The following is a 20,271-nucleotide window of genomic DNA, read 5'->3' as shown; positions in this document are numbered from 1 at the left end:
GCGCCGGACTAGCCTTGGTTTTTTCCGTGCCTCAAAACAGTTACGCTACGGACCCGGTCCGTTTCTATTTTGCGGAAACCTATGATCCGATTCCAATGATAGGCGGATCGAGCTTCCTCGGAATCCAATGGAAGGAATCCGCCGTTTCGAATGCAGGAAATACCGTCAAGGTCGACTACGACGCCAGATTCGGCTCATCGTTGTGCATAAGACTGATGACTGTGGACGCCCAAGTACAGGGAGTAGCTGGTTTTAGGCTAGAAGGGATTCCAACTGGTGTCGTGGAGCTCGAATTGCCTTTCACGGCCAAACCTCGGGGATTCCTCGCAGGAACGCTGGCCAGTTCGGTAGGTTTGGAAGTAACCTACGCCGCGAGCTGCACGGCACCAAACATAGGTCCCAGAAGATACGCTGTAGCTCGCCTGGGCGATGACGCCTCACACAAGGACTTGGTGTTCATCACACGAGCGCTTGATGATCAGCCGCAGATATCATTCAGCAATCCATCCGTGAAAGGAGTATGCGGTGGCCTCAAGGACGCGCAGCGCATCGGTTTGGATACTATTTGCTCCCTCGACAAGCTCGTGAAAGGCGATCTCTCCGGTCAAATCGAATTTACTGACTCTTCAGGCGAGCCCAACGGTCAAATTGCCTTCAAGGTGGACATACCTTGAAGTTCCCTCCCGACCTTAGCAGCATCGTCATCGCCAGCGCAGTTTCAGCCGCGATGTTAATCATCACCTGGTGGCTGATACCGTCATTCGCAACCATTGAAGTGGCCGCCGAGACTGGCATAGTCGCGTTCGACACATACGGCGGCGCTATCCTTGACGAAACAGTGATCGGTGTCGAGCAAGCTCTCGTTTGCGGTCCCGTTGCGTCCAAGCCAGCCGCCACTGGAGGCGATGATTGCGCGGTTGGAGGTCGCTCTCTGATCGAGAAAAGCTTCACAGGTTCTCTGGCGTTCCGCGGCAAGGTACGTGTGACACTGGCGCAGTCCTCTACGGGCTTGACGCTGACGGCGGTGCCGAATGCGGCGACCGCTAGCGTTGTCATTGATCAGAAGGCACTCGCGCAAGGCTGCACTGTTTTCTTGAGGCCGCATCCTCAGGGACAGCCGCTCGTAGCGTTCGGCGCGTTAATCATTTCCGCAAAAATCGGGCAGTTCGGCTACAATGAAAGCCACCCAGCGCGGCTGCTGGTACGCGGCACCCTCAAGGCGCTTGCGACAGCGGCGTTCGACCACTCGGTTCTAAGCGGACCGGACATGACGCTCGGGCTGGGTGATGTCGTCAGGCTCGAAGTGGCAGAGGCACGAGGCAGTATATATGCGACGGCGAACGGTATCGGGCCTATCGTTGTGTCGACCCGATACCCCGCGGTCGGGGTGGTCGTAGAGCGATTTGGAGGCCAGGGAGTACCGGTGGATTTCCCCTGGTGGGATAGACTGCGTTTTGACCCTACTCTGTTGGCGATATGGGCTTTCATCCTGTTCTGGTTCGGCATCCTCGGGATGGCGGGGAAAATCCAGGAAGCACGCTCAGCACAGAAGGGTCCTCTCTGATGCATGTCACTCGGCTTCTCTTTGCCGTCTTTCTATCCATTTTCATACGCGACAACGTGGCCGCACAGCAGGTAGCCGTCAGGGGCCAAGTTGATGGGCAAGGTTATATGTTCGTCGTCGGAAGCGATTGCTGGGTAGTGACCCCATTCCACATTTTGCGGGACCGAGAGATCAGCGGCGAGCTTGGTCTGTCCATTGAGATCGGCGACGAGAAAGCGATCGCCATGCCACCGACAAAAGGCAAGTGGTATGATCCCGTCCTGGATGTTGCCGTGCTCGAGATGAAAGCCTGCCTGACGGTAAAACAAGGCGACGTGCTGAATCCGCCTTCGACAAACTACGTGCTCTACCGACAGGCTAACGGAGCAGTCGATTTCATAGCTGTGGAAGTCGATCAGCAAAGCGATCGCGAGCTGACTTTACGCGCGATTAGAAAGGATTGCCCTTTCAAAAGTAGTCGGAGCGGGTCGCTGGCTATCTTGCATGGTAATACCTTCGGGCTGGTTGTAAGAGCAGGAACCGGGCAGAGCGCGAACTGCCAATTCGCCAACATCGTGCCGCTAGCAGCAATCAATGACTTCCTAAATTCCGCTCGGGCATTCCACCTACCTCTCGCCCCCGAAGCTCCCCTGTTGATGGAGGCGGCGGCAAAAGCCGACGAGCAGCGCTTCTATGAGCTGTTGGCTTCCATCGGCGATCCCAATACCAAGGATGCCCAAGGACATGTCGCTTTGGACTTACTCGCGCCCACTAATGACGGCAACTTCTACCAATTCGCCGAACGATCCGGACTTACCATGCAGGGCGGAGGCGTGCGGGATACCGCCTGTGACGTTTGGACTGAAACACGCGTCCGAATGGCAAAGGCGCTGTTGAGGCGAGGCGCCTCGCCTGAGGGAAGAGGTGGATCATCGTATTCCCCTCTGATGAGCGCAGTATCTGCTGGCGACAAATGCGATAATATCGACATGGTAGACGCTCTTTTAGAGGCAGGCGCTGACCCCAACCATCTGTGGGTTCTTCGTCCACAATCGGGCGATGCCATGGTAAAAAGCCCTCTTATGGTTGCGGTCGAGGATGGTCGTCCCGAAACCCTCAAGCGTCTCCTTAAGAAGGGGAACGCGAACATGGTCCAGGACTCCTGGGCAGGAGACGATCTCACGCCACTCTTCGCGCTAGCGATAGACACTCAACCAAGTAAGAACGGGGTGCTTGTCGACTTTTCGGAAACCGGGCTCGATCCATCTTGCTGGGATACGGACAACGCCAAGGTAGCCAAATTCAGGATGTTGTTGCCACTCACTAACTTATCGACGGTGCTGGGTAACCGGGACGACTACAGGACGAAAGAGTACTTTGGTCTTACAGTCCGACAGATTTTGGAAAAGCGCCTTGGCGGAGGATGCACCTACAACACCTGCGATGGCACTGGCCGTGCGGGGCCTGGCCGCTGCCTGGAGCGCATGTTGGGAGCCCTTCAGAGCTACAACAAATGAATACTGGCGGAGCGCGATTGCGGCTGACGCCTTGCAATTTCTTCGCTCCCACGACTCGTGAAAACGCCAAATCATTTCCATGGTCTTTCCCGAGGGCCAATTAGACGCGGACGATACTGACCTTTGATGGACTTGCTCATCTATGTGGAAAAACGCCACCTAGGTCTTGAATGGATTGGAACCGAGGACCCTGCAATTTCGAACACTATCCATCTGAAGCAGCTTGATCGCTGGCAGGGACCATTTTCGCGTCGATCGATCCCCGTTTATGTATTTAGGACTTTAAGTTCCAAATAAAGATGAAGGCCTTCAATGGAAAAAGAAACTGTTTGAAAATGATATTCCCCGCCCCATTCTCACTGCCATTTATAAAAAGCTTCTTTACCAAAAGTCCTGGGAAAATACATGCAACCCCCCAAAGTGTAAAAAATACCCTTGCTATTTCTGAGAAATAGCATGCGATAAATATCGCCAGAACCAATGATATTCTGTAAATATACATTCTCTTCTTCCCTGCCGAATCTGGATCGGTGCCCGCCCGAGGGTTGAAGATAGGAATTATACAAATTTTGCGAGCGCACAAGGGGGCGACTTACTAATTGAGTCTTATCTCACAGAAAGTGTCTCTTAGAATCGGAGTCGAGGAATATTGTCGTTTGACACAAGTCAAAAAGGATATCCATCGAACCACCAGAACAAGGCTCGTAGCACCCCAGCATCCTTCGCACGCGGGCGTAAACCCGATCGTTTGTCTCGACGGTGTTGGGGCGAAAGTTGAATCACCGCCATCGCACGTGACGTGCCACGGAACTTTCACCCAGCGGCGACTAGAGCCCGGCGGTTTTGAATACGCCAAGTGGCGCGGTGTGAGCAACCGGCGGAAACGCGAAGCTTTCATCTTGCGCAGCGTTGGAGCCGGTTGCGGCGATGGTCCCGGTAAAGCCTGCCGGGGTTTTGTATCCGAGCGATGAGTAGAACTTCCGCGTCTATGGCGTCCGGAAGGTCTGGCGGCAGTTGAAGCGTGAAGGCTTCGATATCGCCCGCTGCACCGTCGCCCGGCACACGAGGTCGATGAGACTGCAAGGTATCATTCGGGGAAAGCCGATCCGCACGACGTTCGCGGACAAGACGGCTCCGAGCCCGCTGGACCGCGTGAACCGGCAGTTCAAGGCTCATGCGCCGAACAGGTTATGGGTTTCGGATTTCACCTACGTCGCCGCCTGGCAGGGCTTCGCCTACGTCGCCTTCGTGATCGACGCTTTGCTCGTCGCATCGTCGGCTGGCGGGTAAGCCGGACAGCACATGCCGGGTTCGTCCTCGACGCCCTGGAGCAGGCGCTCCACGACCGTCGCCCCGTCCACGGCGGTGGTCTCGTACAGCACTCGGACCGCGGCCCAATACGTCTCCATTCGGTATTCCGAGCGGTTGGCCGAGGCACGCATCGAACCATCAGTCGGGAGCGTCGGCGACAGCTACGACAACGCCCTCGCTGAAACCATCAACGGTTTTTACAAGGCCGAGGTCATCCATCGTTGCGGACCATGGAGGAGCTTCGAAACGGTCGAGTTCGCCACCTTGGAATAGGTCGATTGGTTCAATTACCGAAGGCTTCTGGAGCCCATCGGAAACATCCCGCCAGCCGAAGCCGAGGCGCAGTATTACGCCATGCTGGACGCGCCAGCCATGGCCGCATAACTTAAACGAAATGGCCTCCGGCAAACACGGCGCGGTTCACTTTTTCGTCCTAAGTCGGCCACTCCTGAAAGCTGACGGTCCGCTGAGGCCGATCCCAATCCCTAGCGAGAACAAGTTTGATGTCGGCTTCCGTGTTGATTGTCCTGATAGCGGACGGTCGGCAGTCGGCCCCAATCCCGACATTGACTTAGACTACCCATCACGGGCTTGCTTCTTAAAACGCACTCCGACACCACTGCCATTCTCCGGAATGAACTCTATTCCTGCAGCTTCTAGTGCGAGTCGAATCAGCTTCAGATTTGCAGATGTAAGCGAAGGCACTCCGTCCTCCGCTTCGGCACGTCTTATTGTTGAGAGGCCTATAACTGCAGACTTTGCTAGCTCGTCAGCGCTCCACCGCAAAAGCGCTCTCGCCGCTCGAATCTGCGCTCCGGTTATCTCGCTCATCAAAATTTTCGATTTCTAGGTTGAACTTTTTTGGTTCATATGGCACTTAAAGTTTCAATCGGCCGTGGCAGGTGTAACGAGCACCTGACGCGGCCTAACCACAACCTAAGCTGTCAGGAGCTCGGATCATGGCTGATTCCGACAATAGCAGAACTTTGTCTACGGTCACGTGTGATGCCATGCATTCCCACCTGGCGGTGGACTTACCCACACTTGAAATGCTTGCCACGTCGTGTGACGCGGACGGTACGGACCCCGCGCTTCTCGCCTGGCGCCAGTGGTGCGTGTCGTGGCGGCATTTGAGCGAAGCCACTCTGTTACAGCAGCTCCTCGAGAAATCCTTCGTTTCCGCCAGATCGACTGCCAACACTGCCTACGGCTTCGTGCCGGCTACGACACGGCAGTACAACGATGCCCTTGAAGCGGAGGACCGTGCGTCCATCGCGGAGACCTGGGCAGCAGACGCCCTGTGGAACACGCAAGCCGCTTCGCTTGCCGGTGTCAGCGCCAAACTCGTCGCCGTTGCCAGCAAGTGGGCACCCTCCCCCTCCAGCCTTGAAGAGCCCTGGCCGCAGATTCGTAGCATCATCGCCGACCTCCTGAACATCAAGCAGGCTAAGGGCGCCATTCATCTGCCCGCGCCCGCCATCCAACCCGCACCTCAGAACAGCTGACCGGGCAACCCCGCACGGCGCTTCGGGCGAAACGCCGTCGCGCAGCCTCTCAAGGCGGTTCGCAGATCGCGATTTCCATCAATCGCCACCACCATTCGACGCGGAGAAAAGACCTTCTCCGCGTCGGTTCCGACTCTCTCAATAACCAAAAAAGGAACGACGAATGAAACTGGGACCATCATTTCGGCTCATGCTTTCGACACTGACGATCTCGATCGGGCTCTCGGCTGCCTTTTCGATGCAAGCGCAGGCACAGGACCCGCAAGAGCTTCGCATCGGCACGTCGTACAAGCTCATGACGCTCGATCCGCACTATGCCAATCTCAACGAGAATACCTCGCTGCTCTCCCATATCTACGAGCGGCTGGTCTATCAGGACGAGAGGCTTGAGCTAAAACCCGGTCTCGCCGTTTCCTGGCGCGCCCTATCGGACACACAATGGGAATTCAAGCTGCGGGACAACGTCCGCTTTCATGATGGCTCGCCCTTTACTGCCAACGATGTCATCTACACGATCGAACGTATCAGGGACGTTCTCAAAACTCCAAGCGGCGGCTTCAAGTCCTATGTAAGCGGTATCAAGACCGTGACGGCACCGGATCCGCTGACGATCGTCGTGGAGACAGACGGCAAGGCTCCAACCCTGCCCCTGACGTTCTCCTCGCTTTTCGTGATGCACCGTCCTTCTCAAGGTTTCCAGACCACGGAGCAACTCAACGCCGGCGCACCTCCACTCGGCACTGGGCCTTATCGGTTTGAGAGTTGGAGTTCCGGCGAAACATTGAAACTCAACCGCAACGACGACTATTGGGGGCCTGAGCCCGCCTGGCCGGATGTCACGTTTCGGGTGATCGAGAACCCTGCAGCGCGCGTAGCTGCCCTCAGCACAGGCGAAGTTGACGTCGCCGACGCCATTCCGGCGCGTGACGTCGCGGGGCTCAAGGAGCGCGGCGCCAGGATTGCCAGCATTGGTGCTGCCCGTATCAACTTCGTGCAGTTCGATGTCGCACGCGACACCCTTCCCGGCGTGACATCGAAGTCGGGTGAAGCGATCCCCAATCCCTTCAAGAACCCGCTTGTGCGCCGTGCACTTTCGCTTGGCCTTGACCGCGGCATTCTGGTCGACAAGATCCTGGCCGGCTATGGCACCGCGGCAGCCCAGGTCTTCCCCTCTGGCTTGCCCGGCACTTCGGTGAACCTGAAGCCACGAGAGCCAGATTATGAAGAAGCAAAGGCTCTTCTCGCCAAGGCCGGTTTTCCCGACGGCTTCAACCTGACACTGGCCGGACCCGCCGGCCGCTATCCCGGCGACGCCGAGAGCCTTCAGGCCATAGCGCAGAGTTGGGCCCGCATTGGGGTCATTGCCCAGCCTGCGGCGGCCCCGTTCTCTGTCTTCAACACCAAGCGAGCCGGCGGCGAATATGCCATCTGGTATGGCGGTACGTCGGGGGAAGCGGTTGATGTCATCCTGCATATGCTGCTCGCATCACCGGACCCCGCGCGCGGCACCGGAGCCCTCAACTTCGGAAACTACCGCAGCGAGGCTTTCGACAAGAAACTTGCTGAGGCGGAGGGCGTTGCGGTGGGGTCCGAGCGAAACGCCGCATTGGCCGAAGCCACCGACCTCGTTATGGCCGACCAGCCGATTATCCCGCTCTACCACTTCCATCACATCGTCGGCGTCGGTCCTCGCGTCGGCTCCTATGTCATGCATCCGCGCGGCTGGACGACCGCGATGCAGACGCTTCCGGCAACGGAGAATTGATGATGGCGCTGGTTTCCGTTGCACTGGGAAGGCTATCGCAGGCCTTCCTGCTTCTTGTTGCGATGTCACTGATCGGCTTCATCGGCATTCACAGTGTTGGCAATCCGGTCTTCAACGTCGTCAATATCGAGACCGCCACGCCGGAAGACATTCGCCAGGCGACGATCGCGCTCGGACTGGATCAACCGATCTGGCGTCAATATCTGGTATTCATCGGCAATGTCGTGGGGGGAAATTTCGGCACCTCCTACATCTATCACCAGCCCGCGTTCACGCTGATGATAAGCAAGCTGCCGGCAACGCTGGAACTTGCCTGCGTTGCGATGCTGATCGCGGCTCCATTGGGAACGGCACTCGGTCTCATCGCTGGCCGCCGTTCCGGGTCGTTGTTTGACCGGGCGGTGCTGAAGGTGAGTGTGTCGGCGCTGAGCATCCCGTCCTTCTGGCTGGCGATGATGCTGATCCTTGTGGGCGCCATCCTGACCGGATGGTTTCCGTCGGGCGGCAGGGGTGTTACGGCGGCCTTTGCTGGTCACGAATGGAGCCTAACCACCCGTAGCGGCGCGTGGCACCTCGCGCTTCCCGCCCTGACACTGGCGATCCCCAACATAGCGTTGATCGCCAGACTTTCCCGGTCCGGCACGATTGAAGTCGAAAACCTCGATTTCACACGGTTCTGCCGCGCCAAGGGGCTGTCGCCCCGCCGGATCCTGCTGCGCCACACGCTACCCAATATCAGCATGCCAATCGTGACGATCATCGGCTTGCAATTTGGCGGCATGCTCGCCTTTGCGGTGGTGGTTGAATCGATCTTCTCCTGGCCGGGTGTCGGCAAGCTTCTCATCGACTCCATCCAGCTCCTCGACCGGCCGGTGGTCATGGCGACGCTGACCTTCATCGCCGTGGCGTTCGTTGCACTGAACGCACTCGTCGATCTCTTCCACGCCGTGCTCGATCCGCGCGTGCGCCTCTCCTCGCAAGGGTGAACCGTCATGAAAACTCACATTCTTAGGGTGCTCCAGATACGCCCGTCACGTCCGGCTCTGACCGCATCCAAGGTCCTGCTTGCCAGTTATATCCTGCTTGCCGTCGCAGCACCTGCCATTGCGCCGCAAAATCCCTATGATCCGCTACAGATCTACGGATGGGAGGCCTCCTCGCCGCCTGGTACTGTTGGGAGCGGCGGGTTTCCCTACCTGTTCGGGACGGATGGGCTGGGCAGGGATATTGCCAGCACGATCCTCTACGGCCTTCGCATAAGCCTGGTCGTCTCGCTCACCAGCGCTGCGATCGCCGCGCTGATCGGGCTGACCGCCGGTGTCAGTGCGGCATATTTCGGGAAATGGGTCGATGCCATCATCATGCGGCTCGTCGACCTGCAGCTTAGCCTGCCGACAATCCTGATCGCGCTGATCGCCATCGTGACCCTCGGCCCCGGGGTTGACCGGATCATTTTGGCGCTGATCATCGCGCAATGGGCGACCTATGCGCGGATCGCCCGCAGCGTTGCCCTGAGCGAAGCGAGCAAGTCGTACATGGACGCCGCCCGACTGCTGCGGATGCCGACCGCCCGGATCATCTTGCGCCACCTGCTTCCCAACAGCCTTGCCCCAGCCATCACCCTGATCCCGATCGAAGTCGGCCACGCGGTGGCGCTCGAGGCGACCCTCTCCTTCCTCGGTTTGGGTGTCCCGATCGACAGGCCATCGCTCGGATCCGCCGTCGCGAACGGTTTTCAGTATCTGCTGACGGGCCAGTACTGGATCAGCCTGTTTCCGGGTCTTGCGCTCTTCGGCCTGATCGCAAGCATCAATTTGGTCGGCGAAGACATTCGCCACAGCCTCGATCCAAGGAACAAATCGCGATGATCACCCAGACACAGACTACCCCGCTGCTTCGGGTCGAGAATCTTGGCCTTCGGCTTCGATCGGCGCCCAATTCGCCCGCAGTCCTCACCGACGTCACTTTCGCGCTTGAGCGGGGCGAGATCCTCGGCATCATCGGAGAGTCGGGTGCCGGAAAATCGACCATCGGAAATGCCGTGCTTGGACTGCTGGCACCGGAATTCCAGCAAACGTCCGGGACAATCGCCTTCGAGGGAAAGTCCTTCGGCGCGATGACGGCCGCCGAGCGTGAAGCCCTGCGTGGGCGGAGGATTTCCGCAATCTTCCAGGATCACACGGCCTCTCTTGATCCGCTGATGAGCGTTGGCGCACAGGTGGAGGAAACGATCCTTTCGGCCAGTCCCGCACTTTCGAAGCGCCAGGCACGCACCAAGGTGCTCGACCTGATGGCCCGCGTCGGGATCGCCGAGCCCGAACGACGATATCGTCACTACCCGCACCAGTTCTCCGGCGGCCAGAGGCAACGCATCGTGATTGCCATCGCGCTCGCCGCTGCCCCTGACATCATCATCGCCGACGAGCCGACGTCGGCACTCGACGCGACGGTCCAGAAACAGATCCTGCAACTCTTGAGAGACCTCGTCGACGAAACCGGCATCTCGATCATCCTCATTTCCCATGACATGGGCGTGATCTCCGAAATCACTGATCGCGTTCTCGTCATGCGCCATGGCCAGATGGTCGAACAAGACGTCACGGCAAGCGTCCTCAACGCTCCCGTCCATGACTATACAAGGAAGCTGCTTGCCGCTGTTCCAAGGCTGCGCATACCGGACGTATCCGCGAATTCCAGCGATGGCTTGCCGGATAACGAGCGCTCCGCGCAACCTGCCACGCACGAACAGTTCCTGATCGCACAGAATATCTCCAAGCAGTTCACTGCGGCTCGCTTTGGATGGCGCCTTGGCGCAGGTAGGTCTGGGTTCGCCCTCAGCAACATCGGGATGCGGCTGCCGCGTGGCACCATCACCGGGATCGTCGGGGAGAGCGGCAGCGGAAAGACAACAATCGGCCGCATCATTGCCGGCCTCGAAACGGCACCCAGTGGCAGGATCACGATAGGCGATAAAATCTTTGATGTTTCGCGGAACGGCCGGCGGAGCGGCCTTCTCGGTCGCGTGCAAATGATCTTTCAAGATCCCTCGGTGTCGTTGAACCCCCGAATGACCGTCGCCGAAACGCTCAACGAGAGTATCCGCTTCGGCGCGAGGGTGCGCCCGGACGACAGGCGCGGTGGCGCAGCCGCAATGATGGATCAGCTTGGCCTTGCCCGCAGTCTGCTCAGCCGCCATCCCCATCAGCTTTCAGGCGGCCAAAAGCAACGTGTGTGCATCGCGCGCGCTTTGTTGGCGAGACCCGAGATCATTGTCGCGGACGAACCGACCTCGGCGCTCGATGTCTCGGTGCAGGCCGAGATTGTCCGGCTGCTGAAGGAGACGATTTCCGATGAAAACGTAACAATGGTGTTCATCTCGCACGACCTCGCCGTCGTCCAAGAGATGTGCAGCTCGGTTTACATCTTCAAGGACGGCCGGATCGAGGACTTCGGAACTGCCGAATTCATCTTCTCACGATCGGACAACCCCTACACACGCGCGCTGATCGACGCACGACCCCGTCGGTTCACCTGCTGAGCGGCCGGTCCCTGCCGGCCCCCCGTCTCAAACAAGACCAACGAAATTTTGAAACAGCCGGCAGCAGCTGCCGCGGAAAGCGTATCCAAATGAACTATAGGTTTACTTTGGCCGTCACGGGCCAATCGCTGATCAAGCACGACATTCGCCCGATCTCCGACCCGGCATTTCTCGAGGTCCAGTCCCTGCTCCAGCGGGCGGATCTCGCCTTTACCAATTTCGAGGGCACGATCATGGGCAACCACGGCGGCTGGCCGCTGAAGGGGTCCTTCTTCGGCGCGAGCGATGCGGCCGTTCTCGATACTCTGCAGTCCATTGGTTTTCAGGGGCTGTCGCTGTCGAACAACCATGCTTTCGACCTTGGCCCCTCCGGCGTCCTGTCAACCTTGGACGAAGTTGAAAAACGTGGTTTCTTGCATGCTGGCCTTGGTCGCAACCATACGGACGTTTCAAAAGCTGGCACTTCAACAATCGGAGGGCGGCGGGTTGCGATTGTCGCCATGGACGGCGGCCCGGGTCCCGACTTCATGTATGCCGCCAACGCCGAACACAATCGCCCCGAACGGCCGGGCGTCAACCGCCTGGGCTTGTCTCAGCTCATCGAGGTAGACCCAACCGCATTTGCACAGCTTGAAGTTATTCGGGACAAGGTCGGCTATACCGCAATCGATCTTGCCAATGACAGCCAGCCGGATGACGCCCCACGCCTCGTTCCACAGAATGAGCTCGCCATCTCGCGGGCGGTTTTCAAATGCTCGGAGAAATTTGGGCGCGGTGTCAAAATTGATGACACCGATCTTCAGCGAAACCTATCTGCGATCACAACTGCAGCAGCGGACGGGAGCCTGGTGATTGCCTATCTGCACCATCATCATTGGGCCTCTAACTGGCACGAAGTTCCCGATTGGGTGAGCGGCGTTGCGCGGCAGTGCATAGACGCGGGCGCGGTCATGTTTGTCAGCCATGGGGCGCCGGTCCTTCAACCCATCGAAATCTATCGGGGCCGTCCAATATTCTACAGTCTTGGCAACTTCATTTTTCATGTCCGCTCTGAAAACTCGACCTGGACCGCCCCGGAGGTTTGGGAAAGCGTCATTGGAGAATGTTCGTTTGGCGCTGATAATGAGCTCATCGCGATCACGCTCCATCCGATCATTATCGGTGGCGCCGAAGCATTGCACAGCAAAATCCTCGAGGAACGGTTGGCACCCCATCTGGCGACTGGGAAGAACGCCGAACGCATCCTGCACCGGCTGGCCGAACACTCCGCCAGACTGGGCGTCGAAATCTCCATCACCGGCGATACTGGTATCGTACGGGTTTAGCGTGTGCAGCTTTCTGACAGACCTCGATCAGTTATCGCCTTTGGTATTCCTGGCCGGCTCGGTCCAGGCCGACCTCGGTAAACGCGAAGCGAGCGCTACGGCGCTCCGCCATATTCAATCAACAGGACCCAGGATCATGGACGCTCGGGAAGAATTGATCAGCCGATTTTTTCGCTATGCGGCGATAGAAAGCCAGAGTAACGCGCACTCCCCATCATTACCCTCCTCGCCTGGACAGGCTGTCCTGGCCGCCTTGCTTGCGGACGAGATGCACGCCCTCGGCCTGAGTAACGTTATCGCGGACGAAAATGCCATCGTGACAGCTGTCAAACGCGGCACCAGGCCTGACGCCGCTCCGATCGGTTTTATCGCCCATCTCGACACGGTCGATGTTGGTCTCTCGCCCGTTGTCCAACCCCAACTCCTTCGCTTTGAGGGCAGTGACCTTTGCCTCAACCGTGAAGAAAATATCTGGCTCAGGGTCGCGGAGCATCCCGATCTGCGTGCCTGGGTGGGCGAGGATATCATCGTCAGCGACGGAACCAGCGTTCTCGGCGCGGACAACAAAGCCGCGATTGCCATCATCATGACGCTGATCGGCCAACTCGACCATCTGGAAGGCCACGGCGACGTTTTCATCGCATTCGTGCCGGACGAAGAGATTGGCTTGCGAGGCGCCAAGGCACTTGATCTGGCACGCTTCCCCTGCGCGTTCGCCTACACAATCGATTGCTGCGGTCTCGGCGAGGTGGTGCTCGAGACTTTCAATGCTGCTTCCTGCGAGATTGTCTTTAAAGGTATCAGCGCACACCCCATGTCGGCGAAGGGAAATCTGCTGAACCCGCTCCTGATGGCCGTCGACTTCATCTCGCAGTTTGACCGCGATGATATGCCTGAAAACACTGAAGGCCGCGAAGGTTTCTTCTGGTTCAAGGACTTAGTGGCGAACGACACCGAAGCAGCGCTGACCGCGCTGATCCGTGATTTCGACGACACCGGGTTTGATAGGCGAAAGGCCAGGGTCGCGGAGGTCGTCGAGTTGATTGCACGGCGATATCCCGGAGCGGACATCCTCAATACCGTGACCGACACCTATCGCAATATCATCAGTTATCTTGCCAGTGACGATCGTGCGGCTGCACTTCTGTTCAAGGCCATGGACCACCTCGGTATAGAGAAGAAAATTCTCCCGATGCGGGGTGGGACCGACGGCGCCGTCTTGTCAGCCCGCGGAATCCCAACACCGAACTTTTTCACAGGAGCCTATAATTTCCACTCCCGCTACGAGTTTTTACCCATACCTGCCTTCGAACGCTCGCTGAGCGTTGCATTGATGATTTGCCGCCTCTCCGCAGCCTGAACGGTTTCGTTCAAGATCGCGATTGAGATCCTGGCACCAACAAGAGGCAAAGGAGATCAACGCGGACAATCCCTCTCCTCCAAAGCAGGTCTGCAGTTCGGTACCAGGGCCAGAATAAAGTTGTTCTGCTGGACGGTTTCAGCAACAAATCCGGCGTTGGGCGGGCTGGTCTGTTTTCGCATAAACGTCCGAAACTCAAAAAGCGACGCAGGTGCAGTGCGTACCCCATAAACTGCGCCCTGGAGCATCCAGGGCGCGGTCTAATTAGCGAAAACCTAAAGGGAAGCGGATAGTACGTGGTCTTTCAGTCAAGAACCACGACGAAATGGTCGGCATGATGTCGCCACGACAGCGCTTGCTGGATAAACGCATTGGTATCCTCGGTGATCAGCACTCCGACCTTATCCTCGAGATTCTCTGCCAAGCCGCTGTGGACACCATAGACCTCCGATTGATGAAGATATTTGCGGAATAGGGGTGAGCCGCTGACGCCTGTTTCTGTCTCATGAGTGTAAGCGAATATATGCTCCGGGACATTGAACCCTCGAACCAACTCCTCCTCCTCCCACATCCTATAGTTATGACTGCCGGGATAGCCCGCAACCAGCATGTTTCGGTCAGGCTGTTCATTTTCCGTTACTAAGCCAAGCCGGAGCGGTTGAATTTTATGGATTGGCCCGTCTAGTCGCAACACGGCAATATCCCAGCTTCTGTCGTGATGCGTTTTGAAGGCCCGTTTGATAAATGCACAATCGACCTTGACGCCCGAAGCGCCCGGAGGGTTGGGCGAATTGTAAGCGCGGTGAAAGACACCGGACAATGCTGATTGGCTCTCATAAAACACGTTGTGGGCACATGTCAGAAGGTAGCGTTCGTCGATAAGGGAAGCGGTGCCCCACCCGCGAAACTTTCCGAAGTCGATTCCGAACAGTCCAATGGCATCATAAGGTGGGATGTTGGTATCTGTAACGTGTGGCATGTTGAGAAATCCTTGAGACCCAGACAGTTGTTTGATTATGACAATTCGGTGTCAGTCGGCGCGTGGTCGGCCTCGTTTGTCCCACAGTGACCCGCGGAACCTACCTGGCGCATGGAAGTCGCCGAAGCTGGGCTGCATGCTGATATTTGCATTTGAAAGACGGACATCCCCGGACGGTGAGCCAGCCAGTCCTCGAAGCTTGTTGTAAATCTTCTCGGCATACTCGATGTACTGCGCCTGCTCATTTGCAGGAAAATTCATCGCCGCCAGCTGTTCTCCGTACGCTAGTAGAAATGTGTTGAATGAGAGCTTCGAAACGTCCACGCTTGATTTGAAAGCAACGATGACCATCGCGTTCTCGATCTTGCTGGTGATACCGGACGCTTCGATGCGCCGGGTCCAGGCGCAGACGTCATAACGGGCGATGCCATAATCCTGGACGACGATGTAGTAACTGCTCATTTCGGCCTGTACTCCTTCGGCCGAGCCGAGAATTGCCTCAAGTCCAGACGTCACCAGGTCAGCGATGCCTCCGACAATATTGTCCGCGCCGCCTGAGACGAATTTTTTGACAGCGCCGCTGACCTCGGTTGCCAGTTTGCCCGCGTCGTCTTTGACATAGGCCCTATATTCGGTGTGACGCGCGAGGATCTCGACGACAGGAATAGTCCTGTTTTCTCCGTCGCCAGCCGTCCGCAGTTCCTGTTCGACCCGCTGCTTGAATTCGATGACCTTCTGCTCGCAGAGCTCGGCCAACAAATTGAGCAGCAGCGTGATATCGTTCTTTTTATCTGGTGTAGGATCGAGTGCCTTTATCGCGTCTTTCAAAACTGCCATTGATAATATCCTTTGATGATCTTTCGGGGAACGATCCCAGCGAGGCTTGCTGCTCTCCAGGATCAGTTGTCACCATAGATTGTATGAAAAATTCCGCGACACCAAAACGTGCATATGGTTTTCAACCAGTAACTACCACAGGTGGTATGATTGAAATCGAAACATAGGGCCCTATCCAAGAAGCTTCAACGTTGGCTTTTCACGCGCTGAGCGGCGCAATGAACCGAGACAATGCTTAGAACAACACGGTCAAAAGAACGAAGCTGTGGCAGGCTAGAGAGAGGCGATGGTTATAGGGTCCGGATTCGTATGGCGTTACCGCCGTGGGGAACGAGATCCATAAGGCCCATTTCAACCCGGGCGGCGACCATCTTGGCTTGCTCGATGGTTGGGGTTGCGTCCTTCCACAGCTTGCCAGCTCTGCCGTCATGGCCAAAATCTTGCGGCATGGGTCTGGGGATATTGGAGTGGTTCCGTGCTTCGCCAACTATTGGTCGCGCACTCTAAGGTAGTGACCGCGGGAGCCATGGTCGATCTTACCGAACGTCCGCTGGGGACAACATTCCGACGACTTGAGTGTCTTCCAACGACTTTCTGAACCCTGCCGAGTGCGAGCATGATGTCATCATTGGACGTCATGATTATTCCAGCACCCGGGCTAGGCGCCGCATGTCACCGACAAGCTTATCGAGTTTCATTTTACTTCCAAGAGTACCCCTACACGAGTTCGGGCACCATCTCTCTAAGTACCCGTCTCAGTATCAAGCGCACTGCTAATGACGCTGGCGAAATTGTCCGTTCGCGGGCGGTAACGATGTTCACATCGCGAGACACCGCCGGGTTCGTCAGTGCGCGGGCTATTATCCTGCGGCCATTGATCGCCGCGAAGGCGTATGTTGGAAGTATGGCCACCCCTGCCCCACCCTCTACCAACGACAGCGCGGTGCTAATCTGATGCACCTCGAGCGACGGTCGAAAGCTCACCCCGGCCTGTTCGAAACCCATTTCTGAAGCGTTCCAAAAGTCAGGCTTGAAGTGTTGGCGCATTGTCGTGGTACACGCCCAAGCCACGCCGCCATATGCGGTTTTGACTTGAAGAGCGACGCATCGGCGATCGTTGCCGATAGCGCACTTGCGGTGACCGGCCCCACGCTTGGAATAGTTTCTAGACGGCGGCTCAACTCACTCGTTCGGTGTCATTGGATGATCTCATGGTCAAGACGTTCGATCTGAGGGTACAACTCGCGCAGCTGTTCTGTGAGTGGCGAGAGAGCCCGCCGCGTGAAGGTCGGGACAAGGTCATGTTCTTCATCTTCAATGAGACCGATGAGCATGCCGACTCCCGCAGAGCCTTGGCGCAATGCCGAGCTCCGCAAAATGCGTTCAGTGCTGCAATCTTCGTATCCATCACTTCCCACTCGTTTTGCAATTCGACAATCAGTTGATACATGCGCGGAGACAAGGTGGCCTCCTGATCACCTGGAAGGACATCCAGGGCAACCTCAAGCTTGCGACGACCGGCGGCAAAAATGAGACCGCACTCAAGGAGGATCGCCCGGATCTGATTGATCAACGTGGTTCTTTGTGCAACGAGGCGCGATCGAACCCTGTGCAGCGACTGAATATCGAGCTGCTCCTCACTCCTGAGATCGACGAATCGCATTGTAGGACGCGACGCGGCTTCCGCGATGCCCTCCGCATCCCTGTCGTCGTTCATTTCCGCTTTAATATTGGGGCGAACATACTCGGGCGACATCAGTCGCACTGCGTATCCTCGTGCTGCGAAAAGTCGCCCGAGGTGGAGAGCGCCGCAGCATGCCTCCATAGCAATGATGCACGCCGGCATCTTGCCGACAAACTCAATGAGCGTCTGACGTCACATCGTTCGGCGGACAATCACCGCACCTTTGTCATCAACTCCCACAACGCTCCAGCTGTTCTTTCCTATGTCGATGCCAAGTATCGAAATCGTCATGATCTGGCTGCTATTCCTTCAATGACGAGACATCATACTCGATGTTCTCGGAAGGGCGGGCCATCCCATAACCAACAACGCGGAGCTCGCAGCGACGCCTGAGCCGAGCGGCTTGGCCTCGCGCTCTTCGACACGGCCGCCTTGAAAGGAATCGAACGGGCGACCCTCATATTGGTGGGTGACATGTGGGCCAGAGAAACTTAAATGCCTATGCCTGCCCAAAGCAGCGGCTCCTTGATATTTTGTCCCTTATAGGTTACATTGGCGAATGTTCACGATTAGGCGCACCCGCGATTATGCGGACTGGATCAAGAAGCTAAAAGACTTCCGCGCCCAAGCTCGAATTGCCGACCGTATTGACCGGCTGGCGGCAGGAAATCCTGGGGACGTAAAGCCGGTTGGAGAAGGCGTGAGTGAACTCCGCGTCAATTATGGGCCTGGCTATCGGGTCTATTTCATCCGCGAGGGATCAGTTGTCTATGTTCTTCTCTGCGGTGGCGACAAGAGTAGCCAAGATAAAGACATTCGACTGGCCAAAAGGCTAGCCCAGCAATTGAAGGAGTAACGGCATGCCACTTGAAACATTTGAGTACGACTCCGCCGAATTCCTTGGGAGTGAGGAAGCGGTTGCGGAATATCTTTTAGCTGCCAGCGAAGATGGCGATGCAAACCATATTGCCCGCGCTCTTGGTGTTGTTGCGCGCGCGCGCGGCATGTCTGATCTTTCTCGAAACACCGGGCTTACGCGACCTGCGCTCTACAGAGCATTGAGTGGGGAAGGCAACCCCGAGTTTGGCACGATCGCAAAAGTAGCTGACGCGCTTGGTTACAGGCTGAATCTGGTACTGAAATCCGATGGCGCATCGACCGTCGCGGCAAAATAAAACGCATATTCAAGTCTCAGCTATACGCCGCCACTGGTCTTACGTAACAAATCGAATAAGCATTTTTACTCCATTAGCGCCTTAACAAAAACGAGCCTATACTCTCATATTTTCTATATAAATCAATCACATAGTAATGCGCTACGGCGTAAGCAGATTTATGGAACTTTCCTGTCGTCGGTCATCCAATCGACCTCTATAAAATTAGGTAAAATCCAGCGCAGTTCACATAATTTGACCCAGAGGAATGCGCTCCCGTGTCTAGGCACCAAGCCCACAGTTCTGCTTGTTGCATTTAGACTATCAGTTCAGGACAGGGCGCTCCCCTTGCAGAGTTTCGGCCACCTCTTCGGGTTTTCTTTCGTATGGCCTTTTACTGCCCGGTAGTATCGTAACCGGCGTCGCGACCGTCGTCGCAGCGACTTTGCCGACAGAATTGGCCGTACCTGCCACAATGGACGTGATCCCATCACCGATTCCGATTTTGGAGTCCGTCAGCGTTTGGCCGTTCACGAGACGCTGACCGAATCGGTCTCCGGATTTGGCCGCAATTTTTTCGGCCACTGCATGGTGCCCGAGGCGCGAACCTTGTTCGATGGAATCGAAACGGCAACGTCGGTAATCGTCGACTGCGGGCTACGCTCGCCGGAGAACAGCGTTGCCGGATCGTCCGACGGCAGGCGGCTGGTCGCGACCAGCATATCCACCACAGAACCGCCCGTGGGCTTGGCAGCAACGTGGAGCGGCTCCATGACGCCCGTGATGTGGCCGCCGCAGGATGCAACCACGAACCCGATTGCCGATACCGTTATTGCCACTCGAAAAGGCTTCGTGAAAGACATCTTGTCACTCTTGCAACGCGCGGATCGTCCGCCGTTTTAGCGTAAGCGCGAATTTCTGTGCACCTTCTGAAGCGCAGTGCTCTGATGCATGAAGTGTCCACAAAAAGTATGTGGACACCAAATCATGGACGATACTCCTAAACTGCAGGTGCGGCTTGTTGGCCGCGACGGCCGCCGTCGATATGACCCAGCCTCCCGAGATCGGCTTGTCGCAGCGTGTTTAGAGCCCGGTGTTTCGGTTTCGCGTCTAGCTCTGGAGCACGGCGTCAACGCCAATCTCGTTCGCAAATGGGTGAAGAGAGCCAGAGAGGATAGTGCTTTGCCTGCGGTATCTAGGTTCGTTCCGGTTCAGATAGCCACGGATATGCACTCGTCTTCTGCTCGCGGTCCACTGACGAAGGTGGAGCCGGTAGGCAAGCGATCTCATGCATCCAAGCTGAGCGCGGTGCTGCCGAACGGGGTCAGCCTGACGCTGGAATGCAGCGATGTCGATGGTCTGGCGGCAATCATAGGAGCGTTGAGCCATGTTCAGACTGGGCGCTGATCTGAAGGTCTACCTCCATCGAGAGCCGATCGACTTCCGTGCGGGCATCAATAGCCTCGCGGTCCTGGTGCAAGAGGTGATGGAGCTGGACCCGTTTGCTCCGTCAGTGTTTGCCTTCTGCAATCGCCGGCATGACCGGGTGAAGCTTTTGTTCTTTGATCGGTCCGGGTTTGTTATGGTCCTGAAGAAATTGACAGAAGACAGGTTCAGGTGGCCCCGGCGAGAGACTGCGGTGGTGACGCTGACGACAGAGCAACTTCACTGGATCCTCGACGGCATCGATATCGATGCGATGATCCGCCATCCCGTGAGGCAGTATCAGATTGCTGGCTGAGGATGGCGAATT

Annotated in this window: 19 protein-coding genes and 4 pseudogenes; 15 read left to right on the top strand and 8 right to left on the bottom strand. The window is 57.0% G+C overall.

Annotation, left to right across the window (positions count from 1 at the left end):
• Positions 1-14: 14 nt before the first annotated feature.
• Genes ASG68_RS10045 through ASG68_RS10035 form a run of 3 tightly spaced genes read left to right on the top strand, consistent with a single transcriptional unit; the run spans position 15 to position 3,060 of the window.
• The gene (locus ASG68_RS10045) at positions 15-674 is read left to right on the top strand and encodes a hypothetical protein (RefSeq protein WP_156384852.1); all 660 of its coding nucleotides are present in this window, start codon (positions 15-17) and stop codon (positions 672-674) included.
• Positions 671-1,564, top strand: a complete 894-nt coding sequence (locus tag ASG68_RS10040) for a hypothetical protein (protein ID WP_062609602.1) — start codon at positions 671-673, stop codon at positions 1,562-1,564. Before ASG68_RS10045 ends, ASG68_RS10040 begins: the two co-directional genes overlap by 4 nt.
• Positions 1,564-3,060 (top strand): ankyrin repeat domain-containing protein, encoded by a 1,497-nt coding sequence (locus tag ASG68_RS10035; protein ID WP_062609600.1) that lies wholly within the window; start codon positions 1,564-1,566, stop codon positions 3,058-3,060. The genes ASG68_RS10040 and ASG68_RS10035 overlap by 1 nt, the downstream gene beginning before the upstream one ends.
• Before the next feature lie 813 nt (positions 3,061-3,873).
• On the opposite strand, the pseudogene ASG68_RS33015 reads toward ASG68_RS10035, so the two are convergent.
• Positions 3,874-4,034, bottom strand: a pseudogene (locus ASG68_RS33015) (IS3 family transposase); the annotation flags it as partial.
• Between the two features lies 1 nt (position 4,035).
• On the opposite strand from ASG68_RS33015, the pseudogene ASG68_RS30515 reads away from it, so the two are divergent.
• A pseudogene (locus tag ASG68_RS30515) lies at positions 4,036-4,755 on the top strand (IS3 family transposase); the annotation flags it as partial.
• Between the two features lie 192 nt (positions 4,756-4,947).
• Here the strand turns inward: ASG68_RS30515 and ASG68_RS32330 are convergent.
• Entirely contained in the window at positions 4,948-5,202 is a 255-nt protein-coding gene (locus ASG68_RS32330; protein ID WP_062609596.1) for a hypothetical protein, read from the bottom strand.
• 128 nt (positions 5,203-5,330) lie between these two features.
• On the opposite strand from ASG68_RS32330, the gene ASG68_RS10010 reads away from it, so the two are divergent.
• The 7 genes from ASG68_RS10010 to pepT all read left to right on the top strand — a co-directional run bounded on the left by ASG68_RS10010 (position 5,331) and on the right by pepT (position 13,864).
• Positions 5,331-5,876, top strand: a complete 546-nt coding sequence (locus ASG68_RS10010) for a hypothetical protein (RefSeq protein WP_062609594.1) — start codon at positions 5,331-5,333, stop codon at positions 5,874-5,876.
• A 163-nt stretch (positions 5,877-6,039) separates the two neighbouring features.
• The gene (locus ASG68_RS10005) at positions 6,040-7,641 is read left to right on the top strand and encodes an ABC transporter substrate-binding protein (protein WP_062609592.1); all 1,602 of its coding nucleotides are present in this window, start codon (positions 6,040-6,042) and stop codon (positions 7,639-7,641) included.
• Positions 7,642-7,643: 2 nt separating this feature from the next.
• Positions 7,644-8,627, top strand: coding sequence for an ABC transporter permease (locus tag ASG68_RS10000; RefSeq protein WP_062609590.1), 984 nt, complete (start codon positions 7,644-7,646; stop codon positions 8,625-8,627).
• A 6-nt stretch (positions 8,628-8,633) separates the two neighbouring features.
• Entirely contained in the window at positions 8,634-9,509 is an 876-nt protein-coding gene (locus ASG68_RS09995; RefSeq protein ID WP_062581047.1) for an ABC transporter permease, read from the top strand.
• A complete protein-coding gene (locus tag ASG68_RS09990) occupies positions 9,506-11,179 on the top strand; it encodes a dipeptide ABC transporter ATP-binding protein (RefSeq protein ID WP_062609588.1) in 1,674 nt (557 codons plus the stop codon). The genes ASG68_RS09995 and ASG68_RS09990 overlap by 4 nt, the downstream gene beginning before the upstream one ends.
• Before the next feature lie 89 nt (positions 11,180-11,268).
• Positions 11,269-12,504, top strand: coding sequence for a CapA family protein (locus tag ASG68_RS09985; protein WP_062603529.1), 1,236 nt, complete (start codon positions 11,269-11,271; stop codon positions 12,502-12,504).
• Between the two features lie 136 nt (positions 12,505-12,640).
• Positions 12,641-13,864 carry a peptidase T gene (gene pepT / locus ASG68_RS09980; RefSeq protein WP_062609586.1) on the top strand — a complete coding sequence of 408 codons (1,224 nt, stop codon included), beginning with the start codon at positions 12,641-12,643 and terminating at the stop codon, positions 13,862-13,864.
• Between the two features lie 304 nt (positions 13,865-14,168).
• Here the strand turns inward: pepT and ASG68_RS30510 are convergent, their stop codons facing one another.
• From ASG68_RS30510 to ASG68_RS32320, 5 genes and pseudogenes are all read right to left on the bottom strand, one after another.
• On the bottom strand, positions 14,169-14,843 hold the full coding sequence (locus ASG68_RS30510; RefSeq protein WP_082553996.1) for a trypsin-like serine peptidase: 675 nt from the start codon (positions 14,841-14,843) through the stop codon (positions 14,169-14,171).
• A gap of 51 nt (positions 14,844-14,894) precedes the next feature.
• Positions 14,895-15,680: a hypothetical protein gene (locus tag ASG68_RS09970; RefSeq protein ID WP_062609584.1), complete on the bottom strand. Its 786-nt coding sequence runs from the start codon at positions 15,678-15,680 to the stop codon at positions 14,895-14,897.
• 717 nt (positions 15,681-16,397) lie between these two features.
• Complete coding sequence (locus ASG68_RS33010; protein ID WP_082553995.1) at positions 16,398-16,727, bottom strand: LysR substrate-binding domain-containing protein; 330 nt, start codon at positions 16,725-16,727, stop codon at positions 16,398-16,400.
• A pseudogene (locus tag ASG68_RS32325) lies at positions 16,727-16,861 on the bottom strand (transposase); the annotation flags it as partial. The pseudogene ASG68_RS32325 and the gene ASG68_RS33010, both read right to left, overlap by 1 nt.
• Positions 16,858-17,505: an IS110 family transposase gene (locus tag ASG68_RS32320; RefSeq protein WP_413814006.1), complete on the bottom strand. Its 648-nt coding sequence runs from the start codon at positions 17,503-17,505 to the stop codon at positions 16,858-16,860. The gene ASG68_RS32320 and the pseudogene ASG68_RS32325, both read right to left, overlap by 4 nt.
• 418 nt (positions 17,506-17,923) lie before the next feature.
• Between ASG68_RS32320 and ASG68_RS09955 the strand changes: the two genes are divergently transcribed.
• Positions 17,924-18,220 carry a type II toxin-antitoxin system RelE/ParE family toxin gene (locus tag ASG68_RS09955; protein WP_062581057.1) on the top strand — a complete coding sequence of 99 codons (297 nt, stop codon included), beginning with the start codon at positions 17,924-17,926 and terminating at the stop codon, positions 18,218-18,220.
• Positions 18,221-18,224: 4 nt separating this feature from the next.
• Positions 18,225-18,539, top strand: coding sequence for an addiction module antidote protein (locus tag ASG68_RS09950; protein ID WP_062601923.1), 315 nt, complete (start codon positions 18,225-18,227; stop codon positions 18,537-18,539).
• A gap of 527 nt (positions 18,540-19,066) precedes the next feature.
• On the opposite strand, the pseudogene ASG68_RS09940 reads toward ASG68_RS09950, so the two are convergent.
• Positions 19,067-19,381, bottom strand: a pseudogene (locus ASG68_RS09940) (esterase); the annotation flags it as partial.
• A gap of 124 nt (positions 19,382-19,505) precedes the next feature.
• Between ASG68_RS09940 and tnpA the strand changes: the two are divergent.
• Positions 19,506-19,925: an IS66-like element accessory protein TnpA gene (tnpA, locus tag ASG68_RS30500; protein ID WP_082553994.1), complete on the top strand. Its 420-nt coding sequence runs from the start codon at positions 19,506-19,508 to the stop codon at positions 19,923-19,925.
• Positions 19,906-20,259 carry an IS66 family insertion sequence element accessory protein TnpB gene (gene tnpB, locus ASG68_RS09935; RefSeq protein ID WP_027681664.1) on the top strand — a complete coding sequence of 118 codons (354 nt, stop codon included), beginning with the start codon at positions 19,906-19,908 and terminating at the stop codon, positions 20,257-20,259. Before tnpA ends, tnpB begins: the two co-directional genes overlap by 20 nt.
• Positions 20,260-20,271 lie beyond the last annotated feature (12 nt).

This window comes from Rhizobium sp. Leaf453 (genome assembly GCF_001425605.1).
Classification (GTDB): domain Bacteria; phylum Pseudomonadota; class Alphaproteobacteria; order Rhizobiales; family Rhizobiaceae; genus Pararhizobium.
Note: the sequence above shows the minus strand (reverse complement) of the source record. Positions and strands in the feature narration are given on the sequence as shown.

What these genes read in the sequence shown, in the direction of transcription:
- ASG68_RS32320 (WP_413814006.1), bottom strand. Translation starts at nt 17,505, where the DNA reads ATGGAGGCATGCTGCGGCGCTCTCCACCTCGGGCGACTTTTCGCAGCA.
- ASG68_RS10005 (WP_062609592.1), top strand. Translation starts at nt 6,040, where the DNA reads ATGAAACTGGGACCATCATTTCGGCTCATGCTTTCGACACTGACGATC.
- tnpB (WP_027681664.1), top strand. Translation starts at nt 19,906, where the DNA reads ATGTTCAGACTGGGCGCTGATCTGAAGGTCTACCTCCATCGAGAGCCG.
- ASG68_RS09970 (WP_062609584.1), bottom strand. Translation starts at nt 15,680, where the DNA reads ATGGCAGTTTTGAAAGACGCGATAAAGGCACTCGATCCTACACCAGAT.
- pepT (WP_062609586.1), top strand. Translation starts at nt 12,641, where the DNA reads ATGGACGCTCGGGAAGAATTGATCAGCCGATTTTTTCGCTATGCGGCG.
- tnpA (WP_082553994.1), top strand. Translation starts at nt 19,506, where the DNA reads ATGGACGATACTCCTAAACTGCAGGTGCGGCTTGTTGGCCGCGACGGC.
- ASG68_RS10000 (WP_062609590.1), top strand. Translation starts at nt 7,644, where the DNA reads ATGGCGCTGGTTTCCGTTGCACTGGGAAGGCTATCGCAGGCCTTCCTG.
- ASG68_RS30510 (WP_082553996.1), bottom strand. Translation starts at nt 14,843, where the DNA reads ATGCCACACGTTACAGATACCAACATCCCACCTTATGATGCCATTGGA.
- ASG68_RS10035 (WP_062609600.1), top strand. Translation starts at nt 1,564, where the DNA reads ATGCATGTCACTCGGCTTCTCTTTGCCGTCTTTCTATCCATTTTCATA.
- ASG68_RS09995 (WP_062581047.1), top strand. Translation starts at nt 8,634, where the DNA reads ATGAAAACTCACATTCTTAGGGTGCTCCAGATACGCCCGTCACGTCCG.
- ASG68_RS33010 (WP_082553995.1), bottom strand. Translation starts at nt 16,727, where the DNA reads ATGCGCCAACACTTCAAGCCTGACTTTTGGAACGCTTCAGAAATGGGT.
- ASG68_RS09985 (WP_062603529.1), top strand. Translation starts at nt 11,269, where the DNA reads ATGAACTATAGGTTTACTTTGGCCGTCACGGGCCAATCGCTGATCAAG.
- ASG68_RS09990 (WP_062609588.1), top strand. Translation starts at nt 9,506, where the DNA reads ATGATCACCCAGACACAGACTACCCCGCTGCTTCGGGTCGAGAATCTT.
- ASG68_RS09950 (WP_062601923.1), top strand. Translation starts at nt 18,225, where the DNA reads ATGCCACTTGAAACATTTGAGTACGACTCCGCCGAATTCCTTGGGAGT.
- ASG68_RS32330 (WP_062609596.1), bottom strand. Translation starts at nt 5,202, where the DNA reads ATGAGCGAGATAACCGGAGCGCAGATTCGAGCGGCGAGAGCGCTTTTG.
- ASG68_RS09955 (WP_062581057.1), top strand. Translation starts at nt 17,924, where the DNA reads ATGTTCACGATTAGGCGCACCCGCGATTATGCGGACTGGATCAAGAAG.
- ASG68_RS10010 (WP_062609594.1), top strand. Translation starts at nt 5,331, where the DNA reads ATGGCTGATTCCGACAATAGCAGAACTTTGTCTACGGTCACGTGTGAT.